Raw genomic sequence first — 23,906 nt, forward strand, 5'->3', positions numbered from 1 at the left:
CTGGCACGATGTTCGCCATCAACAAGGACAAGAACGCTCCGGTGTTCAAGCAGTGCGACTACGGCATCGTGGGCGACGTCAAGGACGTCCTGCCGAAGCTGGTCGCGGCGCTGTAAGACCGTTAGACCCGCCCGGGAAGGGGTCGGCAACGCCCAGTCGCTCAGACAGTCCTCGCTTCGCTGCGGAACTCGCTTGGTGGGCGCCGCAGGCCCCTTCCCTTCTTCTGCGCCCTTCGACTCCGCGACATGGCGGCAGGGCGCCCTTACCGTGTTGATGAGAAAAGAGAGAGAGGAGAGGAACGTGTCTGAGACCGATTTCGACATCATCGTCGTGGGCTCGGGGTGCGCGGGCGCGGTGGCGGCCTACACGGCGGCCTCGGCGGGCAAGAGCGTGCTCGTGGTCGAGCGCGGCAACTTCGCCGGCGCGAAGAACATGACCGGCGGGCGCATCTACTCGCACAGCCTGAAGGAGGTGTTCCCGGACTTCGAGTCCGAGGCGCCGCTCGAGCGCAAGATCACCCACGAGCGCATCGCGCTCATGGACCCGGCCTCGCAGACGGCGGTCGACTTCACGAGCCCGGAGCTCGCAGAGGAGGGCAAGGACTCCTACAGCGTCCTGCGCGCGCCCTTCGACCAGTGGCTGGCCTCGAAGGCCGAGGACGCCGGCGCCGAGTACATCTGCGGCATCGCCGTCGAGGAGCTCATCCGCGACGAGAGCGGCAGGGTCGTCGGCGTGCGCGCCGGCGAGGACGAGATCACCGCGCAGGTGACGGTGCTCGCCGAGGGCGTGAACCCCATCCTGTCGGAGAAGTGCCTGGGCAACCCCCGCCCGAAGCCCTCGCAGATGGCCGTCGGCGTCAAGCAGGTGTTCGAGCTGCCCGCCTCCCAGATCGAGGACCGCTTCCTGGTCCCGCAAGGCGAGGGCGCCTCGATGTTGTTTGTCGGCGACTGCACGCACGGCAAGGTCGGCGGCGGCTTCCTGTACACGAACAAGGACTCCATCAGCCTGGGCCTCGTGGCCACGATCTCCACGGCCATGGACGCCTCCAACCCCCACCCCGTCTACCAGATGCTCGAGGACTTCAAGAACCATCCGGCGGTCGCGCCCATCATCCGCGGCGCGAAGGTGGTCGAGCACTCGGGCCACATGGTGCCCGAGGGCGGCTACAACATGATCCCGAAGTACGTGTTCGACGGCTGCCTGGTGGCCGGCGAGACGGCGGGCCTCTGCATGAACATGGGCTACCAGGTGCGCGGCATGGACTTCGCCGTGGCGTCGGGCCGCATGGCGGGCGAGGCCGCGGTCGAGGCCATCGACAAGGGCGACGTGAGCGAGGCGGGCCTGTCCTCCTACAGGACGAAGATGGAGGGCTCCTTCGTCATCCAGGACCTCAAGACCTTCTCCAAGTGGCCCCACGTCATGGAGGGCTGGGACCGCATGTTCACCGAGTACCCGGTCATGGTCAAGGACGTCTTCAACACCATGTTCAGCGTGGACGGAAAACCCCAGAAGCCGCTGATGAAGCGCATGATGCCCATCGTGAAGCAGCGCGGGCTGTTCAAGCTCGCCAAGGAAGTGAGAGGCGCGGTGAAGGCCCTATGAGCGGGATTTGCGACATCACGGTCAACGTCGACGAGTTCCTCGCCATCGACAAGTACGAGGTGGACGAGGAGAGCGCGCACATCGAGCTGGCCGACGACCCCGACATCGAGGAGTTCAAGAAGCTCGTGCGCGTGTGCCCGGCGGCGCTCTACAAGATCGACGAGAACGGGGCGACCAGCTTCGACTACGCCGGCTGCCTGGAGTGCGGCACCTGCCGCATCGCCTGCGGAGACACCATCGTGAAGAAGTGGGAGAACCCCCAGCCCACGATGGGCGTGGAGTACCGCTTCGGGTAAGGAACCGCACGCGCTCTGGACGGAGATCGCCTCAATCAGGGCGCTCCTGAGGGTTCCGGCGTTCAGCGTCGTCGGGGCCCTCAGGTAGGAATCGGCAAGATCGAGGAGTTGCAGTTTATGGAACGTTATCTTCGCGAGGGGTGCTTGAACCATCTCAGCGATCTGCGCGGATTCGATGCCGTGCGCAACGACGAGGTTCGCCCCGGGTTCGTGCGCAACGTGGTAACAGTGCCCGACGGTGCTTCAAATCTATACCGTTGCGCGCACGGGGGCTATCTCATGCAGCTCGTCGACGTGGCGGCGTGCATGGCGGCCTGGTCGCTGGGTAAGCGCGTGGTCACCCAGCAGGTCAGTCTTAATTTCACGCGCAGCGTGAAGCTGGGCGGCTCGATCCGTATAGAGGCTTCCGTCGTCCATGCCGGTGCGACCTCTGTGCTGGTGGAAACGTCCATCAAAGACGAGGATGGTCGCACGTGCCTGTTGTCGAACGCGCTTTTGCATGTGACGGGCACGATCGATCCTGGCGATCCTCTGCCTGAGCCTCTCCTTGGGCGCAATTCCGGTGTCGTGTAGTCGCATCCTCGGCGATGGTAATTCGATTCCATGCACCTCTTCTTTGCGTAGATGGCGAGACATTTACCCAATATGGGCTTTTTGATGGGCTTCTTTCGCTGCTTTTCTCTTGTTTCGTCGACGTGATTCAGCGCATAGGCTACACTCTGCCTGATGTGAACCATCATGGACAGCGAAAGGGGCCGCATCATGGATTTCGATCTCGCACCTGAATACGAGAAGCTTATTGCGACGGTGCGCGAATTCGGCGAGCAGCATTTTACATGTGAGGCTGTTCGCCAGTGGCAACACGATGCCGGTTTGCCCGACGAGGTGGTGCGTGATTTCGTGAACCTCGATTTCAATGGCTTCGGCGTTATTCATCGTCGCGACCATGTGACGTACGACACTATGGCGCAGACGCTTGTTCTGGAGGAGCTCGCCCGTGTTTCGGGGGCGGCTCTGCCGTTCCCGAACGACTTTCTGAACCTTCAAATCATGGAGGAGTTCGCCGGGTCCGGGCAGTTTGAGTTCGTTCGAACGGGGTACCAGACCGAAGGGCGGTTGGCGTTCGCCCTTGCTATATCCGAGCCCGAGGGCGGTTCGGACACCATGAGTATGCGCACGTCTGCTCGCACCATCGACGGACGGCTGGTTCTCAACGGAACGAAGACATTCGTGAACAACGGGGAGTACGCGCCTTATTTGCTCGTTGCGGCCATCGATCGGGATGCGTCGACGGGAAAGCATCCGGCGCTGTCGTTTTGGCTCGTTCCTCATGATCTGCCCGGTATCAAGGTGTATCCGGTTCAGAAGATTGGCCAATCCATACTGCCGTTTTCCACCGTCGTGTTCGAGAACGTCCGCTTGGACGAGCCGTACCGTTTGCACGGAAAGCAGGCCGGGTTTCCGCAGCTGTTCCATCTATTCGAGATCGGCAGGCTGTTCTCGTGCGCCACGGCGCTCGGTCTGGCGCAAGCCGCCATGGAGGATGCGGTAGCCTATGCGCGCACGCGCACGGCCTTCGGAACCCAGATCGCGAATTTCCAGCAGATCGAGCAGATGCTCACGGACATGGAGGTCAAGCTAGACAACATGCGCAACTCCGTGTACAAGAACGCGTGGAAACTCGACCGCGGTTGCGGTGACCGCCTGGGCGTGGCTTTGATGAAGCGTTACGTGCCCGAAGCCGCCACGGAGGTTGCGAGCGACGCGATGCAGATATTCGGAGGTCGCGGGTACACGCGAAACGAGCGCGTCTCGTCCATATGGCAGGACTGCCGAGGCTTCCAGATGGCCGAGGGGACCGACCAGATCATGGTGTACGTCGCGGCACCGCTCATCATGGAGAAGTACGCGTAGGGCGCGTTCGCGAAGTCGTTCTTGGCCCCTGCGTCGCAAAACCGAAAAAGAGCCCTGCCGATCACAAGACCCGAAGTCGGCGGGGCTCTTTTTCGTTCGGTCGTCTATCGACTCGCTCTGCACTCATGCAAAGTACGAATGTTTACCCATATAGGTCAAACTGTTGGTCCCATTTTCGTAACCAAGGTCTTATCTTGTGACTCAAGGGTTCGTTCTCAGTGCGTTCATTACCAGATCTCGTTCGGCTGTGTGCACCTGCTTATCGTGGACGTCGCGGAAAGCGATGGCGGGGTGCGGATAGCCGAGCGAACCAAGAAGGAGGATTTCCCTTGAGTACTGCAACGCAAAAGGCCAAGATGAGCTCACGGCATGTGCTGCTCATCATCACCGGCATCATGCTCACCTTCGGGTGCTCGGCGCTCACGTTTTCGACGTGGACGAACTTCCAGCCGGTCGTGTCGGAGGCCATGGGCATGGTTACCTCCACTGGCGCGATCGATACGGCTCCCTTCGCGCTCTACATCACCGTTCTGTATCTGACGATGACCGTGGTGTCCCCGATGGCGGGCAAGCTTATTCAGAAGATGGACATTCGCATCATACTGAGCGTGTCTGCCGCGTTGGTGGGCATCGCGTTCATCCTTATGAGCATTTACACCGAGATCTGGCAGTTCTACATCTCTGGCGTGCTTCTGGGCTTGGGCGAAATCTCCATCCTGTGGCTCGCTATCCCTACGCTCATGAACCGCTGGTTCAAGAAGAGCGCCGGTTTCTTCATCGGTATCTGCATGGCTATGACGGGCGTCGGTGGCGCTATCTGGAACTCGTTGTTCACCGCGCTGAACTCTAGCGGCACGTCGTATCAGACCATCTATCTGATTTGGGGAATCGTGGCGCTGGCTACTTCGCTTCCGTTCACCTTGTTCTGCATCCGCTCTACGCCCGAGGAAGTGGGCCTGCAGCCCTACGGCGCCGAGATCGCCGAGGACGGCACGGTAGAGAAGGCGAAGGGCCTGTCTGCTTCCAAAGCCATGAAGAGCCCCGTGTTCTACGCTGTGTTCATCTATGCGGGCATCATCAACTTCCTGACCATCATCGCGCCGCAGTTCCCGTCCTACATGCGCTCGCTGGGTGCGGCGGGCACTGTTGCCTACGACGTGGCCGTGGTCGGCGGCGTCATGTCCGTTGCCGTCATGGTCGCCCAGGCGATCTCCAAGGTGGCCATGGGCGGTTTCGCTGACAAGAATGCCAAGGTCACGATGATCACCGCGTTCGTCGCGGGCGTTGCGGGCATCTTGCTGGTGTGGCTGGGGGTTCAGTCCGAGATCGCTCTGTACGCCGGTGCCTGCATCTACGGCTTCTTCTTTGCCAGCGCCGTGGTGCTGTGCCCCATCGTGGTGCGCCAGGTGTTCGGCACTCGCGAATACTCCGAGATCTACTCTCGCGTGTCCGTGTTCGTCAACCTCATGGGCGCTTTCGGTGCCACTATCTGGGCGTTCCTCGGTTCGAATTTCGGTTACGACAGCGTGTTCATCGTCGGTATCGTCGGCCAGGTGGTCGTGCTGCTGTGCGGTCTGTACGCCTTCGGCAAGCAGAAGAGCGTCCAGGCTCAGTGGACCGAATAACGGTTCTTGCAATAGCGTGACTCAAGTGCTTCGATCCCGCCTGTCAACAGGCGGGATCGTTTTTTCGGTGATATAATACCGCCAAGGGGTTTTCTTGAATCATGGATACGGGGCCTACTACGGGGAGGTGCGTTTTCGTGTGCGATTTGCTAGGTAGAGCTGTCGGCCGACGAACGGAGCGCGCATGAACCTTTCTCAGCTGTATTACTTCGCCAAGCTGTCCGAGATGCAGCATTACGCGAACGCTGCCAAAGAGCTTTACATCACCCAGCCTTCGCTTTCTCACGCTATTAAATCGCTCGAGGCCGAATTGGGGGCTCCCTTGTTCGAGAGGGAAGGGCGTCGCATGAAGCTCACGCCGCTCGGTCGCGCTTTTGCCGAACACGTCAAGCGCGGCTTGCGCGAGATCGACAAAGGGGTGGCTCTGGCGCAGGAGTACAACGGCAAGTTGAGCGGTACGGTGAACATCGGCGCCATTTACACGGTGCAGGGCGATTATTTACCCATGTTGTTGCGCGACTACCATGCCCAATACGGGCAAACGGTGAAGTTCAACCTGTTTCAGGGGTTTTCGACGCCGTTGGTGGAGGCGCTCGAACGCGACGAATACGACGTGGCGTTCACGGCCAAGGTTCCCAACAAGCCCGATCTATGCTTCGAGCACGTGGTGTCCCATCAGCTGGTTGCCTTCGTTGCACCGTCGAATCCTATCGCTCATCTGAAAAGCGTCTCGCTGGGGGATTTGCGCGGGCGCTTGGTGTACACCTATCGCCGCGGAACGCCCATAGGCGAGAACGTCAACGACGCGTTGGAGGAGTTCGGCGTGTCGGCCGTGCAGGAATATGAGAATGAGATCTCGTTGGGGGGCATGGTTCAGGCCGATCCGCGCGCCGTTGGCTTGGCTACGCTGACTATCGGCCTGAAGTCGTTCAGCGATATCGTTATCATTCCCATAGAGGACATCCCGCAGGATTTTCACCGCATCTATATGGTGTATAAACGCGATGCGTTCAGAAGCCGCGCTGTAGAGAGCTTCATCGAGTTCACGTCGGACTACGTGCCCCCTAAGGGCGCGATTCCCAGTACGGGGACATTCTCGTAAGGGGGAGGCGGACGATGAGGGACGTGAGGGGCGCGCCATTTTGATCGGACGTGCGGTGGGTTCCGTCTTGCATGTCCTCGACGCCTACGTAGAAGACGAACCCGCGTTTGCACATGAACGTGCATTCCAGGCAGACGTCCTTGTCGCAATACACGTACGCGTCCTCGTCGGCCAAGGCGAACAGCAAAGGAGAGCGCTTCTTCGGCAGGACGTACTTCAGCTGCGAACCGGTGAACGTCTTCAAAGCTATCCACTGAATGCGGAAGCGGTCGTCGCTGATGCGCCACGAGCATTCCACGGCGTTGCTGTTGAATCCCCCGAGGATGCGGTAATCGAACTCGATGCCCTCGGGCAGCGCATCGAGTTCCGTTAGCTCCATGCGCTCAAGCGCGCTCCCGCAGCATGTCGGGAGGGCCTGCATGTCGTGCGCATAGGGGGGCTCGGCCATCGGATTGCGCAGGCCGTCCGAAAACGATCCCGGGAGGCTGCCTGCGATTCCCTGAAGCACGCGCCCGCATTCGGGGCAGCGATAGAAGGGGAGGTCGTCGTCGGCGATGCGGGGCTTCCATGTGGCACGCGTGCGTGTGACGCTGTACTTTTGCTCGATCATCGTTCGTCCCTTTCAGGCTGCGTGCTTGCAAGCGAGCTGTCGCGTAGGGCGCGCTCGTTCGATAGCAGGCGTTCGGCGAGGATATCGGATAGCCAGTTGCGTTTGACTTTCCCGCTTTCGGTCATCGGGATGCGATCGACGTATTCGATGCGTTCTGGCCAAAGGCGTTTTTGCACGTTGCGGCCTTTTAGGAAGTCCGCAACGTCGGTCACGCTGGGACGCGCCTCGCCGGACGCGACGGCGAACAGGCAAATGCGCTCACCGAGTCGCGGATCGGGCATGCCGATGGTTGCATGGCTTCCGATGCCGGGACATCCGGTTACCGCTTCGTCCACTTCGGCGGCGCTGATGTTCTCACCGCCTCGGATGATGATCTCCTTGCGCCTGCCGTTGATTCGGATGCGTCCGCGATCGTCCATCGAGCACAGGTCGCCGCTTGCGAACCAGCCGTCCGAGCTGAGCGCTTCGTCGGTTGCTTCAGGATTGCCGAGGTAGCCCACGAACACGTTCGGTCCGCGCGAGAGCTCTTCGCCTTGCATGCCGGTCGGTACGTCGCGGCCCTGCTCGTCCACCACGCGCACTTCGATCCCTTTGAAGGGGCGTCCTGAGAACTTCCCGTTCCAGCCGAGCGCGTAGGCGGGCGGAACGTACACATGCGGGCAGCTTTCGGTGGACCCGTACACTTCACATAGTACGATGCCCTTCTCCCGTGCCCTGTGAACCATCGTTCCGGGGACGGGGGCTCCGCCGCACAGATAGAAGCGCAGCTTCGTCGGGCGCTTGCCCGTGCGCTCCATTGCTCCCAGCAAGTCGTAGATGAAAGGCGTGGCGCCCATGGACCAGGTGACACCTTCGACGTTCATGAGGTCGATCGCGCTTTCGGCGTCGAATTTTTCTTGCAGTACGGCTTTTCCTCCCAGCAGCAGGGGGGAAAGCAGGCCGTGGTTGAAGCCGGTGGCGTGATTGAGCGGCGCAGGCATGAACATGACATCGTCGGACGTGAGCTCCAGCTCTTCGGTGAACGCTCGTTCCGAGAACAGCAGGTTGTTGTGCGTGAGAAGGACGGCTTTCGGGTTGCCCGTCGTACCCGACGTAGCGAGGATGAGGGCGGCGTCGTCGGCTGTCGTGCGCTGAGGCTTCTCTTTGAGCGGCTCGTAGCTTTCCAGGATGCGCTCGACGAGGGGAAAGGTGGAGATGGCCGACCGGTCGCGATCGAATACAGCGACGCCTTTAAGCGAGGGGACGTCTGCTTCGACGGACTCGATCTGGGCGTCGAAACGGCATCCTCGCGAGAACGCCGGGCAGATGAACGCGGCGCTTTTCACCTGGTTGAGCACGTAGCGCAAGTCTCGTTCGTTGAATGCGCGCGACAGCGGGTGCATGACGGCCCCAGCCTTCAGGCATGCGACGTACACGATGCAGAACTCCGCCCATACGGGCATCTGGAAGCTGACCACGTCGCCCTCTTCGACGCCGACGTCCTTCAGCCAGGAAGCCAGGCGCGCCGCCGCGTCGTCCACGTAGGCGTAGGTGTAGCGGTTGCCGCGGTCGTCCACGACGTACTCGCGGTCGGCGCAGGCCCGGGCCTGCCGGTTCCAAACGTCGTAGAGCGTCTCTTCCGTCCAATACCCCTGCTGATAGTACAGCCGCTTGCGCTCTTCGTCGATCTTCAGGTTCGTTATCATTCCCGTCTCCTTGCGATTGCGCAGCCCGTCGTTCTCGGGTGGGCGCGCTCGCGCGCACCCGAGAACGAGCTGCGATGCGAGAAGGCCGGGCGCGCCTCGCAGCTCGTCCGGCCTTCTTGTCGGCCCCTTATGCGAAGATGGACGTGCTTCCGCGAACTTCGCCCGCCTCCACGGCGGCGGCGATCTGCTCGTCGGTGTAGCCGAGCTCCTTCATGATGTCGAAGGTCTGCTCGCCCATGTTCCCGTAGTTCTTGTACTCGGGCGCACCGGGCATGGAGTCGAAGTGGACGGGGCTCGTGGCCATGATACGGTCTCCCGAGGGGTAGGGGATCTTGACCAGCATGTCGTTGTCCCAGCAGTTCTGGTCCTCGTAGATGTCCGTCGGCGTGGCGGCGGGCTCGCAAGGCATGTCGTTGGCCTTGAACGTCTCGAGGATCTGGGCCTGCGTGTACTTCTTGAAGTTCGCGTCCAGCAGGTCGACGACCTGCTGGTTCAAAGACTTCTCGTTCACCTTGGCGCAGATGTTCGCCTCGGGATCGATGGCGAAGAACTCCTGCGGATCGATTTCGAGCGCCGTGCAGATCTTCTCGAAGTCGCGGTCGTACTCGGGGAGGCACACGCACACCCACTTGCCGTCCGCGCAGCAGTACATGTTGTTGAAGGGGTTGGGCACTTCGCGGCGGTTCTTGGGGTAGGCGTTGCCGTACTGCGCCGAGATGATGCCGGTGGACAGCGTGTACAGGCCGGCGTGCTGCAACGGCACGCTGACGCGGTCGCCCGTGCCCGTGGCGGTGCGGCCGTACAGGGCCGCGGCGATGCCGGCGGCGAGGAACAGGGAGACGCTGAAGTCGCCCAGCCCGTTGGTGGGGATGAGCGGGGCGTCGCCGCGGTTCACGGTGGTGCCGAACACGCCGCCGCGCGCCATGTAGCAGGTCACGTCGAATCCGGCGGCGTCCTTTTCGGGGCCCTTGTCGCCGTATCCGGTCACCTGGGCGTACACCAGCTTCGGGAACTTCTCGTGCAGCGTCTCGTAATCCAGCCCCATCTTGACGAGCGACTTGGTGCGGTTGCTGGTCAAGAAGACGTCGGCCTCGGCCAGAAGCTTCATCATGACGTCCATGCCCGTCTCGCTCTTCAAGTTGAGCGTCATGAACTTTTTGCCGAAGTTGGCGTAGTCGAACGCCAGGTTCTCGTCATCGGCCATGGGCATGTTGAACACGCCCGCCTGGCGACGCGCGGGATCTCCTCCGAACGACTCCACCTTCACGACGTCGGCTCCCCACTCCGCAAGCACGCGTCCGGTGGTGGGAGCGGCCAGGTAGCTGGTCAGATCGACGACTTTGATACCCTCCAATGGTTTCATTGCTATCCTCCATACTAAGAGCGATACAGAAGAAGGGTTATCCACCGGCGGCAGATAACCCTTCATGTAAGATAAGGTTCGTTCTCGTGCGCGGAGCGCTAAAGGGTTAGAGCTGGTACTCGACCTTGCCGCCGAACTTCTGGCAGTTGCGGGCGATGGTGATGCGCTGGACGTTCGGGGCGCCTTCCTCAAGCCACATGGCGCGTGCGTCGCGGTACATGCGCTCAACGGGGCCGTAGGGGGAGTCCTCGAAGTAGCCGTCGCCGCCGAAGATCTCGAGCATGCCGTCGGAGACGATGCGGGTGGAGTAGATCGAGAACAGCTTGCACATGGCGGCCTTCTCCTCGATGTACTTGCCGTTCGGATCCTTGTCGTACTCGCGGCCGAAGTCGTACACCATGCAGCGCAGGGCGTGCGTGTAGGTCTGCATCTCGGCGATCTCGCGCTTGATCATCTGGCGCGTGGCGATGGGCTTGCCGAACGTGACGCGATCGTTGGCGCGGGCGAGGCTCATCTCCAGCATGCGCTGGCACATGCCGAGGTTGGAAGCGGCGATGTGGGCGCGGGAGACGGAGAGGGAGTGGATGGCGATTTCCATGCCCTGGCCTTCTTCGCCCAGCAGGTACTTCTTGTCAAGCTTCATGTTCGTGAACTTGAGGCCGGTGTGGGCCGCGCCGCGAGCGCCCATCATGTGGGGCATCGGGGTGGTCTCGTAGCCGGGGGTGTCGCACGGCACGAAGAAGGCGGACAGGCGCTCGTCGCCCTGCTTCTCCGGGTCGGTCACGGCGATGACGTACGCGAACTCGCAGCAGTCGGTGTGGGAGATCAGCCACTTCTCGCCGTTGAGGATGTAGTCGCCGTTCTCGTCCTTCTCGGCCGTCGTGTGGATGTCGGCGCCGGTGCCGCCGGACTGCTCGGTCAGGGCGAAGCAGGTGAACACGGTCTTGTCCTGGAACTTGTCCATGTACTGGGCCTTGAGCTCGTCCGAGCCGTAGTCGTCAAGGATGCGCCAGTTCAGGTCGGCAGCGTAGTGCAGGTGCATGCGCATGCCGCCCGGGCCGCGGGAGAACTCCTCCTGGACCCTGAGGATGTCGAGCTCCGACAGATCCCATCCGCCGTACTGCGAGGGCAGCGCGAAGCGGTACAGGTCGTTCTTGATCGCCAGATCGTAGAACTCCTGGGGGAACTTGTTGGTCACCTCGATCTCCGGCTGCATCTCCTCGAGCGGCCCCTCGACCAACTCGCGGATCTGCTTGAGGTAGGCCTCGAACTGCTCTTCGGTCAACTTGCTCATGTGACCCTCCTTTTCCTAAGGTTTCGAGCCTTGCATTCCGATGGCGGCACCATCTGATGAGGTCATTCTGCGCCCTCGGCAGGCCCGCGTCTAATGCCCGGTTCCTTCGTTTGAAGGGCGATTTCGATAGATGCGGTCTATCGATCGCGTCGTTTTTCGGAAACCCCACGTGAAACGGGGCCGAATCGGGCGGGTTGCAGGCAGATGCGATGTCGATTAACGGTACAAAAACGAGATACTGTGTGGTTTTCGCGTCCTTGTGATCACCCTCTTGCAGCGCGAAAAGATTTGTGAACCTGCACAAATATGGATCGATCGATGACTGTCAAACAACAACCTGCCACAAGAACGGGAATATGGGTAACAAACGACAAGCTCAGCCTTGCCCAGATCCGCGTTTCTGACCGTCACAATCATGCGCGCCATGTCGGATACTGAGGGCGATGTCTCGTCCTGCGCTATGGGAAACGGCGCGGAGGCGGTTCGGGTTCGCGCGGGGAGACGCGCGGGCAGGTCGATCTATATATAGAGGGGGAGTGTTGCGCATGAACGCCGTTGCAACCCAGAGGATGACGATGCGGCACTGGGGAGTGCTCGCGACCTGCGTGTTCTGCACGTTCGGATGCGCAGCGGTCGCGTTCAGCGTTCCGGGCCTATGCTACAGGCCCGTGTCCCAGTACCTAGGGGTGGACGTGTTCGACGTGTCCCTGTACATGACCATCGTGTATTTGACCGAGGTCGTGCTGTCGGCTCCGGTCGGAAGGCTGCTGCAGCGTTTCGACATGCGCATCGTCTGCACGGCCGCGGCGTGTTCGACCAGCCTGGGTTTCGCGGCCATGTCGTTCTACACCGAGCTGTGGCAGTGGTACCTTTCGGGCGTGCTGATAGGCTTCGGCGAAATCACGCTGCTTTGGCTGATGGTGGCCAGCTTGCTGAACCGCTGGTTCAGCAAGAGGCTCGGGCTGGTCATCGGCCTGTCCTACGCGATGACCGGCGTGGGCGGCGCCGTGCTCAACCTGGTGGGGCAGTTCCTGCTGGGCGCGGACCTCTCCGGATGGCGCGAGGTGTACCTCGTGCTCGGCCTCGTGGCCTTCGCGCTGTCCGTCCCGTTCACGCTGTTCGCCATCCGATCGCATCCGGAGGACGTCGGGCTGAAGGCGTACGGCGCAGTGCTCGAGCCTTCGGTCGCGCAGGTCGACGGCGCCGGCGACGCGCTGCCCGGCATTCCCGCCAAGCAGGCGTTTCGGAAGTGGTACTTCTTCGCGCTCGTCTTCGCCGGGTGCATGGCGAACATCGGCGGCATCTTCCCGCAGCACTTCACGACGTACTACCAAAGCTTCGTCGCCGTCGACCGCGAGACGCTGCAAGCCGTCGGCGCCCTCATGGTCATGTCGGGGACGTTGGAGGCTTTCACGATGGCGGGCATGGCCGGCGGCAAGGTGCTGATCGGCGCGTTGGAGTCGCGCTCCATCCAGCTGGCGCTCGTCATAGGATGCGTCGGCGGGTTCCTGGGCCTCTCCGGAATCTGGATCGGCGGCGAGGCGGTGATCCTGCCGGTGCTGTTCGGCGGCGGCATGCTGTACGGCCTGATCTACCCGTTCGTCACCACGCTCCTGCCGTACCTCACGCGTTTGATCTTCGGCAGCAAGGACTACGATAGGATCTACTCGGTCGTGTTGATTCCCGTGAACCTGGTGGGAGCCTTCGCCGCGTCGGGCTTGGCGCTGATCTACCAGAACGCCGGATGGGACGCGTTCTTCATCGTGGGGCTGGCCAGCATCGTGGTCATCTACTTGGGATTCAACGTGGCGTACTACGCCGGGCGAAGGGTGTATTTGGAGAAGCTGTAGGCGGCGCCCGAAGCTGCCGCGAACGACGGAGGGGCCGACGGACGATCCGTCGGCCCCTCCGTCGTGTTCGAGGTCGCGCCCCTAGAGGTCGAAAAGCAGCTCGGAGTCGTCCTCGTCATCGAAGGCGCACCAGCAGTTCGAGTCAGAGAACAGCAAGAACGCCTCCGGCCCGATGTCCATGCGAAGGCCGTCTTCGGAGAACGTCGAGCCGAACACGGCTTCGAACTTCTCGCGCACGCCGTCGTCGACGGCTTCGGCGAGCCACGCCCACGCGCTCACCGGGTCGCCCGGACCGTCGAACATCGCCTCGAAGCCGCCTTCCACGGGTTCGCCTCGTCGGTCGAGGAGCATGTCGCCGTTGATGGAGAAGCATCCGGAGAGCACGATGCGGGCGACATCGCATCCTTCGTCATGCGAGATGTTCGATCGCTCGAAGAAGAGGATGCGCGTCCCGTCGGGCGCTTCGACGTAGCGGGGCCCCTCCGCGCCGGCCATCGCGGCCGCCAAGCCGGCGGCCATCGCCAAACCGGCGCTGCTTTCGTCTGGGAGCATGGTTTCGGGATCCTTTCTATCGGTCGCCGGCGCCCTGAAGCACCTGCCTCTTCAGGGCGCTTTTATGCGACGAGCTTCGGAGACCTCAAATCTACCAGCTGTGAAAGCGTCCTGCGACGGATAATTGTCCTGATCTATCCGGTTCGCGTCCGGGCCTTCTAGAAATCGCTGCGCTGCATGTTGAGGTAGTTCAGCAGCTCGCTGCGCTTGTGGATCTGCATCTTCTCGTAGATGTGCCGCACGTGGGTGTTCACGGTGTACGGCGATATCACCAGCTTCTCGGCCATGTTGTTCGTGGTGTAGCCGCGCGCGATGAGCACGAGGATCTCGGCCTCGCGCCCCGACAGGCTGAACTCCTTGGCCACCTCGGAGCAGATCTCGTCGATCTCGGCCTTCGTGGGCGGCGCGGCCGTCAGCGCCACGATGTTGAACTCCTGGCGCACCAGCGGCACCAGCAGCACGGCCAGCACGCACATGAGCCCCAGGCACGTCTCGGGCGTGATGGCGAAGGCCAGCTCGGGGGCGTGCTCGTAGCCTACGGCCCACGTATTGCCTACGGCGATGCCCGCGCGCACGAACGCGCCGGAGAAGGCGAACGCTACGGCCGGCGTCACGTAGCCTTTCGAGGTGAGGATGCCGAAGTACATGATGAGCAGGATTTCCAGCAGCGACGAGATGCCGGTCGCCATGATGAAGGCGGGGAAGAACGCCACCTCGTCGGCCAGGAACAGCGCGAACGCCGCGATCAGCAGCACCAGCAGCCAGGGGAACATCTTGAATATGCTGGCCTTGTCCTTCGACGCGATGCTGATGCCGGCGATGCCCAGCATGATGGCCGCCCCTCCGAGGATGCCCAACGTGAAGCTGACGTCTCCGGTGGGCAGCACCTCCCAGGGGATGATGGCCACGAGGAAATAGCACGCGACGCTGGCCAGGAAGGTGATGATGCTCACCGCGACCATGTTCTTGAGACCGCCCTGGGCCGCGCTCTTCGGCAACAGCACCGGAAACGCCCGCGAGCCGTCGCGGCGAGCGGCCACCAGCAGCATGCCGGAGGCGATGGGCAGCAGTGAGACGAACGCCGTCGTCACGTACGAGGGCAGCACCCACGCCAGGATGATGGTTCCGAGCAGCGTCAGGCCGAACGTCGTGCCGATGTGGCGGAGGGTGAAGTTCGCCTTCACGCAGGCGTAGCGCTCGCCCCAGAGGATCCACATGACCGATTCGGTGATGCCGAGAAAGAAGGACAGCGCGTAGGCGAGGCCGGGCACCGTGAACACTTGAGGAATCAGGCATATCGCCAACGTTGCAAGGCAGGTGAGCGCCGGCGCGGCCACGTAGAGCCAACGGTAGGCCGAGAGGTGCCGCTTGCGCCCCAGCGCGAACGCGATGAGCAGCAGCGAGACCACGGTGGCGCCCAAGTTCACCAGCCAGGAGATGGTGACGCGCTCGTCCAGCAGTTCGGTCTGCGTGAACATGTGCGGGACGAACCATAGAGCGTAGTGCCATGCTAAAAGCAACGCGAATCCCACGTATTTCAGCGCAGGACGAGTCGCAAGATCCGTCAAGTACCCCTCTTTTCCCGTTTTCCGGTCCGACGGTGCTGCCGATTGGAGCGTCATAAAGCCGACCACCCTTCCTATCTCCCGTTAGCGATGGATGATGATGCCGTTGAGCTGCCCTTTCGCAGGGTGGCTCCCAATGCCTCCGCCTTATTCATCACGGCGAGAATCTATCACTAATTCTTCGGTAACGCCTCGCAAGAAAGTAAGTATTAGGCCAATTAGTGGGGATTTTGCGATGGCAAAACCACAGTCTGCGAACAGAATGCACCCAACGGCTCGGTTCACCGCCGGTCGCCGCCATGAACGTGCCGGCGACCGACTGAGAGACCGGGCGCAGACAAGGAGAAAGGAAGTAAGGATGTCACTGCTTGCCAAGAGCAAGGGAGAGGTTACCTACAAGGAGCTCTCCACCCTGCACAAGTGGGCGCTCGTCGTGCTCATCTCCATGGGCTCGTCGATCATCTACGCGCCGATGTATCTGAAGAACGTCTTCTACGATCCGCTGATGCAGGCGCTCGGCGCCACCAACGCCGACCTCGGCCTCATGGTGTCGGCCTACGGCATCGCCGCCATGATCTGCTACCTGCCCTCTGGCATCGTGGCCGACAAGTTCCGCATGCGCACGCTGGCATGGGTCGGTTTCATCGCCACCGCCGTTCTCGTGTTCGTGTACGCCATGCTGCCTTCCGTGCAGATCTGCCTGATCCTGTTCGTGCTCATGGGCGTCACCTCCATCCTCGTGTGGTGGGGCACGCGCTTCAAGGTCATCCGCCTGTGCTGCGAGGAGAACGAGTACGCCTCCAAGATCGGCATCAGCTACTCCATCTACGGCGTCACCGGCCTCGTCATCGGCCTCATCAACGCCGGCATCATCGCGGCCATCTCCGGCTCCGCGGGCGTGCAGGCCATGCTCATCTTCCTGGGCGTCGTCATCGCCGTCCTGGGCGTCGTCTCCTTCTTCATCATCCCCGACTTCAAGGGCGAGATCAACAAGGACGCCAAGCTGTTCAGCGTCAAGGAGGCCATCCAGGCCATCAAGCACCCCGGCGTCATCTGGGCCTGCGTCGCATACTTCGCCTGCTACGCCGTGTACCAGGGCGCTACCTACACCACGCCGTACCTCACGCAGTGCTTCAACGCCGACGGCAACCTCGTGAACATCGTCGGCCTCATCCGCACCTACGGCATCGGCCTCATCGCCGGCCCCATCGTCGGCTTCATCGCCACGAAGATCAAGAGCCCCTCGAAGACCATCCTGGGCGGCTTCATCCTGTCCATCGCGGTGCTCGTCGGCTTCATTCTGTTCCCGCAGGATCCCTCCGGCGCCATGGTCGCCTCCATCCTCGTGGTCGTGTTCGGCTTCACCACCTACGGCGCCTTCTCCATCGGCTCCTCGCCGCTGTCCGAGGTCAAGATCCCCATGGCCATCTTCGGCACCGCCTCCGGCCTGCTGTCCGTCATCGGCTTCCTGCCTGACGTGTTCATCCACACCTGGTACGGCGGCATGATCGACGCCCAGGGCACGGCAGCGTTCTCCAGCATCTTCGGCTTCGAGATCATGTTCGGCGTCATCGGCTGCATCGCGCTGGTCATGCTGCTCCGCTCCATCAAGAAGCACTTCGGCGCCTCCGACGCGGTCGCGGCCGCAGAGGACGGCGAGTCCGCCAAGGCGTAACGCGCCGCCAGCGAGCGCGGGGGCGCGCCGCTGCAAGCAGCGTCCCCGCGTCTCGATCCCGTTGTTCCACCGGATCCACCATCCCGCATCGATCGGTTCGCGAAAGAAGGTTGCAATGAACAAGCTCGACGTGCTCTCGAAGATCAACCCGCAGATGAAGGCCGTGCTCGCCAAAGAGGATGAGCTGGCGGGCGACGCGAACGATACCAGCGTGGGCTTCGAGAAAATGCGCGAGAACTACGTGGCCGGCCGCGCGTTCTGGTGCGAGGGCGGACCGGTCATGGCCGAGAAGCTCGATGCCGAGGTGGACGGCCCCTACGGCGCCATTCCGGTGCGCTACTACTATCCCACGGCTGCAGCCGCTGCTGGCCGTGCGGCAGGGGAGCCCGCCATGCCGGCCATCGTGTACGTGCACGGCGGCGGGTTCGTGCTGGGCAACCTCGACACGCACGACCGCGTGTGCCGCGTCCTGGCAAGCCATGCCGGCGTGCCGGTGGTGGCCGTCGACTACCGTCTGTCGCCCGAGGCCAAGTTCCCCAGCGCGGTGGAGGAGGTGGCCGCCGTGGCCTCCTACCTGCACGAGCAGGGCGCCCGTCACGGCATCGACGGCGAGCGCCTGTCCTTCGCCGGTGACTCCGGCGGCGCGCATCTGGGCCTTGCGGCCACGATGTACCTGCGCGAGAAGAAAGGCGCAAGCGACTTCGTGAAGTGCTGCCTTCTGTACTACGGCTGGTTCGGCCTGACCGACTCGTCCTCGATGCGCCTTCTGGGCGGTCCGTGGGACGGGCTTACCGAGGCCGACTGGCAGTTCTACATGCAGATGTACGCGAACGACCCCGCCGAGCTGGCGGCCAGCCCCTACGCGAACCTGTTCCTGAACGACCTGGAGCGCGACATGCCGGCCTGCTACATCGCGGCGGCCGAGTACGACCCGCTGCGCGACGACAGCGCCACGCTGGCAGCCATCTGCGAGCAGTACGGCACGCCCGTCCGCTACGAGGTGTTCGAAGGCGTCATCCACGCGTTTCTGCACTACACCAAGATGCTCGATGCGGCAAACGACGCCCTCGAGCACGGCGCGACCTTCTACCGCGAGCAGCTGGGGCTGTAGGCGCCGCAGCCGGAAGACCAATCAAGGCTACAGCGGGGGATCAGCCCCGTTGCACAAACACTAAAAGGAGGATCGTCATGGATTTCAAGTTGACGGACGAGCAGGAGCTTATCGTCGATAGCTACCGCGAGTACATGGAGAGCGAGAACTGGGAGACCTACTTCCACGAGTGCGACGAGAAGCACGAGTACCCGCTGCGCTGGGTGAAGGGCCTCTGCGAGCTGGGCTTCGACCAGATCATGCTCCCCGAGAGCCACGGCGGCCTGGGCCTGGAGCAGCCCTGCGTGACGCTGATGGCCGTGTACGAGATCCTGGGCAAGTACGGCGCCCCCACCTACGTGCTGTACCAGCTGCCCGGCTTCGAGACCATCATCCGCGAGGGCACCGAAGAGCAGATCGAGGCCGTCATGAGCACGCTGGGCTCCGGCGAGCAGATCTGGAACTCGGCCTGCACCGAGCCGGGCGCCGGTTCCGACGTGGGCGCGCTGGCCACCACCTACAAGCGCGAGAACGGCAAGATCTACCTCAACGGCACCAAGACCTTCATCACCTCCTCGGCCGGTGTGAAGTACCTCGTCATCATGGCGAAGAACGCCGACGACCCGACCATGTTCACCGAGTTCTTCCTCGATATGTCCAAGCCGGGCGTGAAGCTGTCCCCGCTGACCAAGCTGGGCCTGCGCATGGACAGCTGCTGCGAGGTCTACATGGACAACGTGGAGCTTGAGGAGAAGGACATCTTCGGCAAAGAGGGCAACGGCTTCATGCGCGGCGTGTCCGACTTCAACTTCGAGCGCTGGCTCGTGGGCGCCTGCGACTACGGCACCGCCATCTGCGCCTTCGAGGATGCTATGGCGCACGCGAACAGCCGCATCGCCTTCGGGAAGCCCATCAGCCGCTTCCAGCTCAACCAGATCAAGATCACCGATATGTGCATCAAGCTGACGAACATGAAGAACATGCTGTATGAGGCCGCCTGGAACGCCGACAACAACGACGGCAACTTCGACCCGGCCGCTGCCGCCATGTGCAAGTACTACTGCGCCAACGCCTCCTTCGAAGTGACCGATGACGCCATGCAGATCATGGGCGGCATCGCCGTGGCTTCTGAGCATCGCATCAACCGCATCTGGCGCGACCTGCGCGTCGACCGCGTCTCCGGCGGCACCGACGAGATGATGATCCTCGCCACCTCCAAGGGCGCCTCCATCAAGTACAAGCAGAAGTAAGCAGGAGCTCCGTTTAGTCAGTATTGGACAGGGCTGTCGTGGCGAGTCGGATAGCGGTGAAGGTTCCGAGGTCAATGAGGTAAGCGGCCTATCGGCCGTGTCCGAATGACTTCGGGTTCTGAACCGCTAGCCGGCCGCCACGGCAAGCCGTCACCATTCAAGGAGGATTCAACTATGGCAATTCCTACCGAAAAGCCCTCGTACGGCCCGCTCGACGGCGTCAAGGTCGTGTACGCGGCAGTGGAGCTGGCCTGCCCGAAGGCCGCCGACCTCATGGCCGACTGGGGTGCCGACGTCGTCTGGCTCGAGAACACGGGCGCGGGCGACACTATCCGCGACACCGCGTACGTGAAGCAGGCCGAGCGCCGCAACCAGCGCTCCGTGGCCCTGAACTACTTCTCCGAAGAGGGCAAGAAGGTGTTCTTCGACCTCGTGAAGGACGCCGACATCTTCATGGAGGCCTCCAAGGGCGGCACGTGGGCTCGCAAGGGCATCACCGACGACGTGCTGTGGGAGCTCAACCCCAAGATGGTCATCGTACACGTCTCCGGCTTCGGCCAGGAGGGCGACCCCAAGATGGTGAAGCGCGCCGCCTACGACCTGACGGTGATGGCCTACTCCGGCATCATCATGCAGAACGGCACGGAGGAGCAGCCCATGCTCCCCGGACCCTACGCGGGCGACTACTTCAACACGCTGATGATCGCCTCCTCGGCGCTGGCGGCCCTGTACAAGGCCGAGAAGTCCGGCAAGGGCGAGAGCATCGATTTGGCCATGTACGAGACGCTTCTGGCCATCGGCCAGTACTACCTGGTCGACTACCTTAACGAGGGCATCAAGTGGCCTCGTCCGGGCGCCCGCAACCAGAACCTCTGCGGCATCGGCGAGTTCAAGTGCAAGGACGGCTTCCTGGGCGTGTGCCTGTACGGCGTCGACCAGAACAAGTACTTCCTCGAGACCATCGGCCTGGGGCATCTCTGGGGCACCGAGGACATCCCCGAGGACACGAGCGGCCTGTGGCTGTCCAACCCGCACGCCGACGAGATCCAGAAGGCGTTCGAAGAGTACTGCCTGGCCAACTCGAAGTACGACATCGAAGAGGACTTCGCCGCGCACCGCATTGCCGTGCAGGTGGTCAACGACATGGAAGACCTCGTGGAAGAAGAGCACCTGCGCTTGCGCAACACGTGGGTCGACTGGGAGACGGTCGACGGCGAGACCTTCCACGGCCTCGGCGTGTTCCCGAAGTTCAAGAACAACCCGGGTCAGATCTGGCGTCCGATGCCGCATCAGGGCGGCGACACCGTCGACGTCATGACGAAGCTGGGCTACACGCAGGAGCAGATCGACGAGCTGGCCGCGGCCGGCGTCGTGAAGATCGGCTAACGCGGTACCTCGCGTCCGGGAATCGCTTCCCGGGCGCCACGTCGGATGCGCGGCCGGCAGAACTCGCCGCGCATCCGCACGATGCCGCCCTTGCGGGCGAGGGCCCTCGACGACGGCATCGTGCGGATTACCAGGGGATCGACGGATGGAAAAGGTGAGACGATTGACCGACATCGTGGGAAACGAAACGGTGCGCAGCCTGTGGGACGGCCTCGTGGCCGCGTGCGGCGAGCGCGAGTTCCTCCTCTTCCGCGATCGCACGGGTTCGACCAGCACGTACACGTATCGCGCGTTCAACGAGGAGATCGACCGGGCGGCCAACGTGTTCCTCTCGATGGGGGTCGCGGCTGGCGAGCGCGTGGCCGTGCAGCTGTGCACGTGCCCCGAGTTCATGATGTGCCTGTTCGGGTTGGCGAAGATCGGCGCCGTCATGGTGCCCATGAACGAGCAGTACCTGGTGGAGGAAGCCGCGTTCGTGCTCGAGCGTACCGAGGCCTCGTGCGCGGTGGTTGAGCCGAAGTTCCTCGGCCTGTACCGCGCCGTGCGCGACAGCGGCCCGTATTGCCCCAAGGGCGTGCTGGTGGCGCGCACGCACGACGACAAGGTCGAGGGCGTCGAAGAAGCGCGCGCCGCCCTCGAGCGCGACGGGTCCCTGCACGACTTCTCGCGGCTGCGCGCCGAGGCGGCGGCCGAGCTCGACGAGGTGCGCCCGCTGAGCGCCGACGACCCGGCCGAGATCATCTTCACGTCCGGCACCACCTCGCGCCCGAAGGGCGTGGTGCTCACGCATGCGAACATCCTGTTCAGCGGCTTGTATGGCGACTGGGAGGTCGCGCTGACGAAGAACGACCGCCTGCTCACCACCATGCCCGCCTGCCATTCCAACTTCCAGCTGGCCGCGCTCATGCCGGTGCTCACCGTGGGCGCCACGCTCATCGTGGTGGAGAAGTACAGCGCCAGCCGCTTCTGGTCGCAGATCCGCGAGTTCAAGGCAACCGTCACGCAGTGCGTGGCCATGATGCTGCGCACGCTCATGCTGCAGCCCGCCTCGCCCGACGACCGCAACCACGAGCTGCGCGAGATCCTCTACTTCCTGCCGGTGTCCGACGCCGAGAAGGAGGCGTTCGAGCAGCGCTTCGGCGTGTCGCTCATGAACACGTACGGCTCCACCGAGTCCATCGGCTGGGTGCTCACCGACCCGCCCCCCGGCGCGCGCCGGGGGCCTTCCGTGGGACGCGCGGGACTTGGCTACGAGGTGCGCATCACGCGCGAGGACGGCACGCAGGCCGACCCGGGCGAGGTAGGCGAAATCCAGGTGAGGGGCGTGCGCGGCCGCACCATCATGAAGGAGTACTTCAACGACCCCGAGGCCACGGCGCGCACGTTCACCGAGGACGGCTGGCTGAAGACCGGCGACAAGGGGTACGTGGACGAGGACGGCTGGTTCTTCTTCGTCGACCGCAAGGTGAACATGATCAAGCGGGCGGGGGAGAACATCTCCACCACCGAGCTGGAGAACGTGCTGGCAGGCCACCCGCGCATCGCCGAGGCCGCGGTCATCGGCGTGCCCGATCCCATCCGCGACCAGGCCGTGAAGGCCTTCGTGCTGCCGGCCGCAGGCGCGCGGATCACCGAGGAGGAGGTGCTCGCGTACTGCGAGGAGCACATGGCGGGGTTCAAGGTCCCCTCGTACGTGGAGATCGTCGACAGCTTCCCCCGCACGTGCTCCATGAAAATCGAGAAGAAATTGTTGAAATGACCTGCGGGACGGTCGAGGGCATCGGGCAGCGCCCAGTCGCTCAGACAGTCCTCGCTGCGCTGCGGCGCCGCGGAGCGAAGCGGAGCAAGTCCCCGAAGGGGAAACTCGCTTGGTGGGTGCCGCCCGATGCCCTCGACCTCGCCTCTTTTCGTTTGCGACCCTACGGCAAGCGCAGCGGGGGATTCGACCGTGGCACGTACGAGTGAACCTGGTGAATGAGTACCCTTTTTGGGGACTTGGGAGATAAGGAGAGGGACTATGGCTATCAGCACTGAGATCGTGGGTAAGGAGTTCGGGCCGTTCGTAAGGGAGTACACATTCAAGGACCTGGAGATCTGCGCGCTGGGCTGCAACGCGGGCTACGACGGGAAGACGGACCTCGAGTACGTGAACGAGGGGGACGCCGCGAACCCCGATCTCAAGGTGCTGCCCATCTTCGGCGCGCCGCTGACCGTGCACGAGGAGATGACGCGCACGCTGGACTACGGCTACGACTACGACGGCTCGCTGCACTACGGCTTCGAGATCAAGCTGCACGCGCCCTTCAAGATGAACGACCGCATCGAGACGTTCGTCACCCAGGACGCGCTGTACGACCGCGGCGAGGGCCGCGGGTGCCTCTCGAAGCAGACCGGACGCTCCTACTCCTCCGACGGCACGCTTCTGTGCGAGACCGAGACCTGGGACGTGTGCATCTACGACGGCGGTTGGGGAGGCCCCAAGCCCCCGAAGGACATCGTGGAGATGCCCGACCGCGCGCCCGACGCCGTGGTGGAGGAGACGATGCCGCTCAACATGCCGCTGATCTACCGTCTCATGGGCGACTGGCACCAGCAGCACATCGACTTCGCCTACACCGAGCAGACGGGGCTTGCTCGTCCCATCGCCCACGGCGTGAGCTTGGGCGGCTTCACGATGCGCCACATCATCAGCTCGTTCTTCCCGGGCGAGCCGGAGCGCATGAAGCGGTTCAAGACCCGCATCACCTCGCCGGTGCTGCCGGGCACCACGCTGCAGACCCGCATGTGGAAGGTGGGCGACAACGAGATCCGCTTCCAGCTGGTCGATGCCGACGCCGACGAGACCGGCGCCAAGCCGCACCTGAACTTCGGCATCTGCGAGTGGGAGTAAGCCGCAGGTTGCCATCCTGAGCGCCGGTCGCAGGCCGGAGTCGAAGGATCCCGTGCGGCGCAAGCGGGAAACGTCACGGCTGGTGCCGCCGGGACCTTCGACTCGCTTGCGCTCGCTCGGGGTGACGGTAAGAGGAGCTTTCGCTCCGCTCAGGATG

19 protein-coding genes and 1 pseudogene are annotated in these 23,906 nt (G+C 62.9%); 14 read left to right on the forward strand and 6 right to left on the reverse strand.

The annotated features are described in order from the left end of the window. The 7 genes and pseudogenes from GT613_RS15590 to GT613_RS14255 form a co-directional block, all read left to right on the forward strand. Positions 1-116 (forward strand): annotated as a pseudogene (locus GT613_RS15590) (electron transfer flavoprotein subunit alpha/FixB family protein); the annotation flags it as partial. Between the two features lie 184 nt (positions 117-300). Beyond that, positions 301-1,602 carry an FAD-dependent oxidoreductase gene (locus tag GT613_RS14230; RefSeq protein WP_370516133.1) on the forward strand — a complete coding sequence of 434 codons (1,302 nt, stop codon included), beginning with the start codon at positions 301-303 and terminating at the stop codon, positions 1,600-1,602. Continuing rightward, on the forward strand, positions 1,599-1,898 hold the full coding sequence (locus GT613_RS14235; protein WP_009609249.1) for a 4Fe-4S dicluster domain-containing protein: 300 nt from the start codon (positions 1,599-1,601) through the stop codon (positions 1,896-1,898). The genes GT613_RS14230 and GT613_RS14235 overlap by 4 nt, the downstream gene beginning before the upstream one ends. 117 nt (positions 1,899-2,015) lie before the next feature. Continuing rightward, on the forward strand, positions 2,016-2,471 hold the full coding sequence (locus tag GT613_RS14240) for a PaaI family thioesterase (protein ID WP_161172686.1): 456 nt from the start codon (positions 2,016-2,018) through the stop codon (positions 2,469-2,471). A 189-nt stretch (positions 2,472-2,660) separates the two neighbouring features. Then, a complete protein-coding gene (locus GT613_RS14245) occupies positions 2,661-3,812 on the forward strand; it encodes an acyl-CoA dehydrogenase family protein (protein ID WP_086414524.1) in 1,152 nt (383 codons plus the stop codon). 329 nt (positions 3,813-4,141) lie between these two features. Next, a complete protein-coding gene (locus tag GT613_RS14250; RefSeq protein WP_009609246.1) occupies positions 4,142-5,437 on the forward strand; it encodes a CynX/NimT family MFS transporter in 1,296 nt (431 codons plus the stop codon). 184 nt (positions 5,438-5,621) lie between these two features. Then, the gene (locus GT613_RS14255; RefSeq protein ID WP_161172687.1) at positions 5,622-6,539 is read left to right on the forward strand and encodes a LysR family transcriptional regulator; all 918 of its coding nucleotides are present in this window, start codon (positions 5,622-5,624) and stop codon (positions 6,537-6,539) included. Here the strand turns inward: GT613_RS14255 and GT613_RS14260 are convergent. The 4 genes from GT613_RS14260 to GT613_RS14275 form a co-directional block, all read right to left on the reverse strand. Continuing rightward, positions 6,502-7,149, reverse strand: a complete 648-nt coding sequence (locus tag GT613_RS14260) for a hypothetical protein (protein WP_009609295.1) — start codon at positions 7,147-7,149, stop codon at positions 6,502-6,504. The genes GT613_RS14255 and GT613_RS14260 overlap by 38 nt on opposite strands. Next, complete coding sequence (fadK, locus tag GT613_RS14265; RefSeq protein WP_009609297.1) at positions 7,146-8,834, reverse strand: medium-chain fatty-acid--CoA ligase; 1,689 nt, start codon at positions 8,832-8,834, stop codon at positions 7,146-7,148. Before fadK ends, GT613_RS14260 begins: the two co-directional genes overlap by 4 nt. A gap of 127 nt (positions 8,835-8,961) precedes the next feature. Next, complete coding sequence (locus GT613_RS14270) at positions 8,962-10,197, reverse strand: CaiB/BaiF CoA-transferase family protein (protein ID WP_086414525.1); 1,236 nt, start codon at positions 10,195-10,197, stop codon at positions 8,962-8,964. A 106-nt stretch (positions 10,198-10,303) separates the two neighbouring features. Beyond that, positions 10,304-11,491: an acyl-CoA dehydrogenase family protein gene (locus tag GT613_RS14275; protein WP_009609281.1), complete on the reverse strand. Its 1,188-nt coding sequence runs from the start codon at positions 11,489-11,491 to the stop codon at positions 10,304-10,306. A 545-nt stretch (positions 11,492-12,036) separates the two neighbouring features. Between GT613_RS14275 and GT613_RS14280 the strand changes: the two genes are divergently transcribed. Beyond that, complete coding sequence (locus GT613_RS14280) at positions 12,037-13,341, forward strand: MFS transporter (RefSeq protein ID WP_157666221.1); 1,305 nt, start codon at positions 12,037-12,039, stop codon at positions 13,339-13,341. 81 nt (positions 13,342-13,422) lie between these two features. Here GT613_RS14280 and GT613_RS14285 read toward each other — a convergent pair whose 3' ends face one another. Further along, positions 13,423-13,893: a hypothetical protein gene (locus GT613_RS14285; RefSeq protein ID WP_009609283.1), complete on the reverse strand. Its 471-nt coding sequence runs from the start codon at positions 13,891-13,893 to the stop codon at positions 13,423-13,425. 158 nt (positions 13,894-14,051) lie between these two features. Beyond that, entirely contained in the window at positions 14,052-15,461 is a 1,410-nt protein-coding gene (locus tag GT613_RS14290) for a LuxR C-terminal-related transcriptional regulator (RefSeq protein ID WP_229065486.1), read from the reverse strand. A 355-nt stretch (positions 15,462-15,816) separates the two neighbouring features. On the opposite strand from GT613_RS14290, the gene GT613_RS14295 reads away from it, so the two are divergent. The 6 genes from GT613_RS14295 (at position 15,817) to GT613_RS14320 (ending at position 23,749) form a co-directional block, all read left to right on the forward strand. Next, a complete protein-coding gene (locus GT613_RS14295) occupies positions 15,817-17,133 on the forward strand; it encodes an MFS transporter (protein WP_009304352.1) in 1,317 nt (438 codons plus the stop codon). A 115-nt stretch (positions 17,134-17,248) separates the two neighbouring features. Next, positions 17,249-18,244 (forward strand): acetyl esterase, encoded by a 996-nt coding sequence (aes, locus tag GT613_RS14300; protein ID WP_161172689.1) that lies wholly within the window; start codon positions 17,249-17,251, stop codon positions 18,242-18,244. A gap of 77 nt (positions 18,245-18,321) precedes the next feature. Further along, positions 18,322-19,473, forward strand: a complete 1,152-nt coding sequence (gene caiA / locus GT613_RS14305) for a crotonobetainyl-CoA dehydrogenase (RefSeq protein WP_009304354.1) — start codon at positions 18,322-18,324, stop codon at positions 19,471-19,473. A 174-nt stretch (positions 19,474-19,647) separates the two neighbouring features. Further along, the gene (gene caiB, locus GT613_RS14310) at positions 19,648-20,859 is read left to right on the forward strand and encodes an L-carnitine CoA-transferase (RefSeq protein ID WP_015760807.1); all 1,212 of its coding nucleotides are present in this window, start codon (positions 19,648-19,650) and stop codon (positions 20,857-20,859) included. A gap of 145 nt (positions 20,860-21,004) precedes the next feature. Then, the gene (gene caiC / locus GT613_RS14315) at positions 21,005-22,618 is read left to right on the forward strand and encodes a crotonobetaine/carnitine-CoA ligase (RefSeq protein WP_240132901.1); all 1,614 of its coding nucleotides are present in this window, start codon (positions 21,005-21,007) and stop codon (positions 22,616-22,618) included. Between the two features lie 258 nt (positions 22,619-22,876). Further along, positions 22,877-23,749, forward strand: a complete 873-nt coding sequence (locus tag GT613_RS14320) for a MaoC/PaaZ C-terminal domain-containing protein (protein WP_015760805.1) — start codon at positions 22,877-22,879, stop codon at positions 23,747-23,749. Positions 23,750-23,906: the final 157 nt, after the last annotated feature.

The organism is Eggerthella sp. BIOML-A4 (assembly GCF_009875575.1).
GTDB classification, from domain to species: Bacteria; Actinomycetota; Coriobacteriia; order Coriobacteriales; family Eggerthellaceae; genus Eggerthella; species Eggerthella lenta.

Coding starts and splice junctions, on each gene's coding strand:
- GT613_RS14235 (WP_009609249.1), top strand. CDS start 1,599: ATGAGCGGGATTTGCGACATCACGGTCAACGTCGACGAGTTCCTCGCC.
- GT613_RS14240 (WP_161172686.1), top strand. CDS start 2,016: ATGGAACGTTATCTTCGCGAGGGGTGCTTGAACCATCTCAGCGATCTG.
- GT613_RS14245 (WP_086414524.1), top strand. CDS start 2,661: ATGGATTTCGATCTCGCACCTGAATACGAGAAGCTTATTGCGACGGTG.
- GT613_RS14255 (WP_161172687.1), top strand. CDS start 5,622: ATGAACCTTTCTCAGCTGTATTACTTCGCCAAGCTGTCCGAGATGCAG.
- GT613_RS14260 (WP_009609295.1), bottom strand. CDS start 7,149: ATGATCGAGCAAAAGTACAGCGTCACACGCACGCGTGCCACATGGAAG.
- fadK (WP_009609297.1), bottom strand. CDS start 8,834: ATGATAACGAACCTGAAGATCGACGAAGAGCGCAAGCGGCTGTACTAT.
- GT613_RS14270 (WP_086414525.1), bottom strand. CDS start 10,197: ATGAAACCATTGGAGGGTATCAAAGTCGTCGATCTGACCAGCTACCTG.
- GT613_RS14275 (WP_009609281.1), bottom strand. CDS start 11,491: ATGAGCAAGTTGACCGAAGAGCAGTTCGAGGCCTACCTCAAGCAGATC.
- GT613_RS14280 (WP_157666221.1), top strand. CDS start 12,037: ATGAACGCCGTTGCAACCCAGAGGATGACGATGCGGCACTGGGGAGTG.
- GT613_RS14285 (WP_009609283.1), bottom strand. CDS start 13,893: ATGCTCCCAGACGAAAGCAGCGCCGGTTTGGCGATGGCCGCCGGCTTG.
- GT613_RS14295 (WP_009304352.1), top strand. CDS start 15,817: ATGTCACTGCTTGCCAAGAGCAAGGGAGAGGTTACCTACAAGGAGCTC.
- aes (WP_161172689.1), top strand. CDS start 17,249: ATGAACAAGCTCGACGTGCTCTCGAAGATCAACCCGCAGATGAAGGCC.
- caiA (WP_009304354.1), top strand. CDS start 18,322: ATGGATTTCAAGTTGACGGACGAGCAGGAGCTTATCGTCGATAGCTAC.
- caiB (WP_015760807.1), top strand. CDS start 19,648: ATGGCAATTCCTACCGAAAAGCCCTCGTACGGCCCGCTCGACGGCGTC.
- caiC (WP_240132901.1), top strand. CDS start 21,005: ATGGAAAAGGTGAGACGATTGACCGACATCGTGGGAAACGAAACGGTG.
- GT613_RS14320 (WP_015760805.1), top strand. CDS start 22,877: ATGGCTATCAGCACTGAGATCGTGGGTAAGGAGTTCGGGCCGTTCGTA.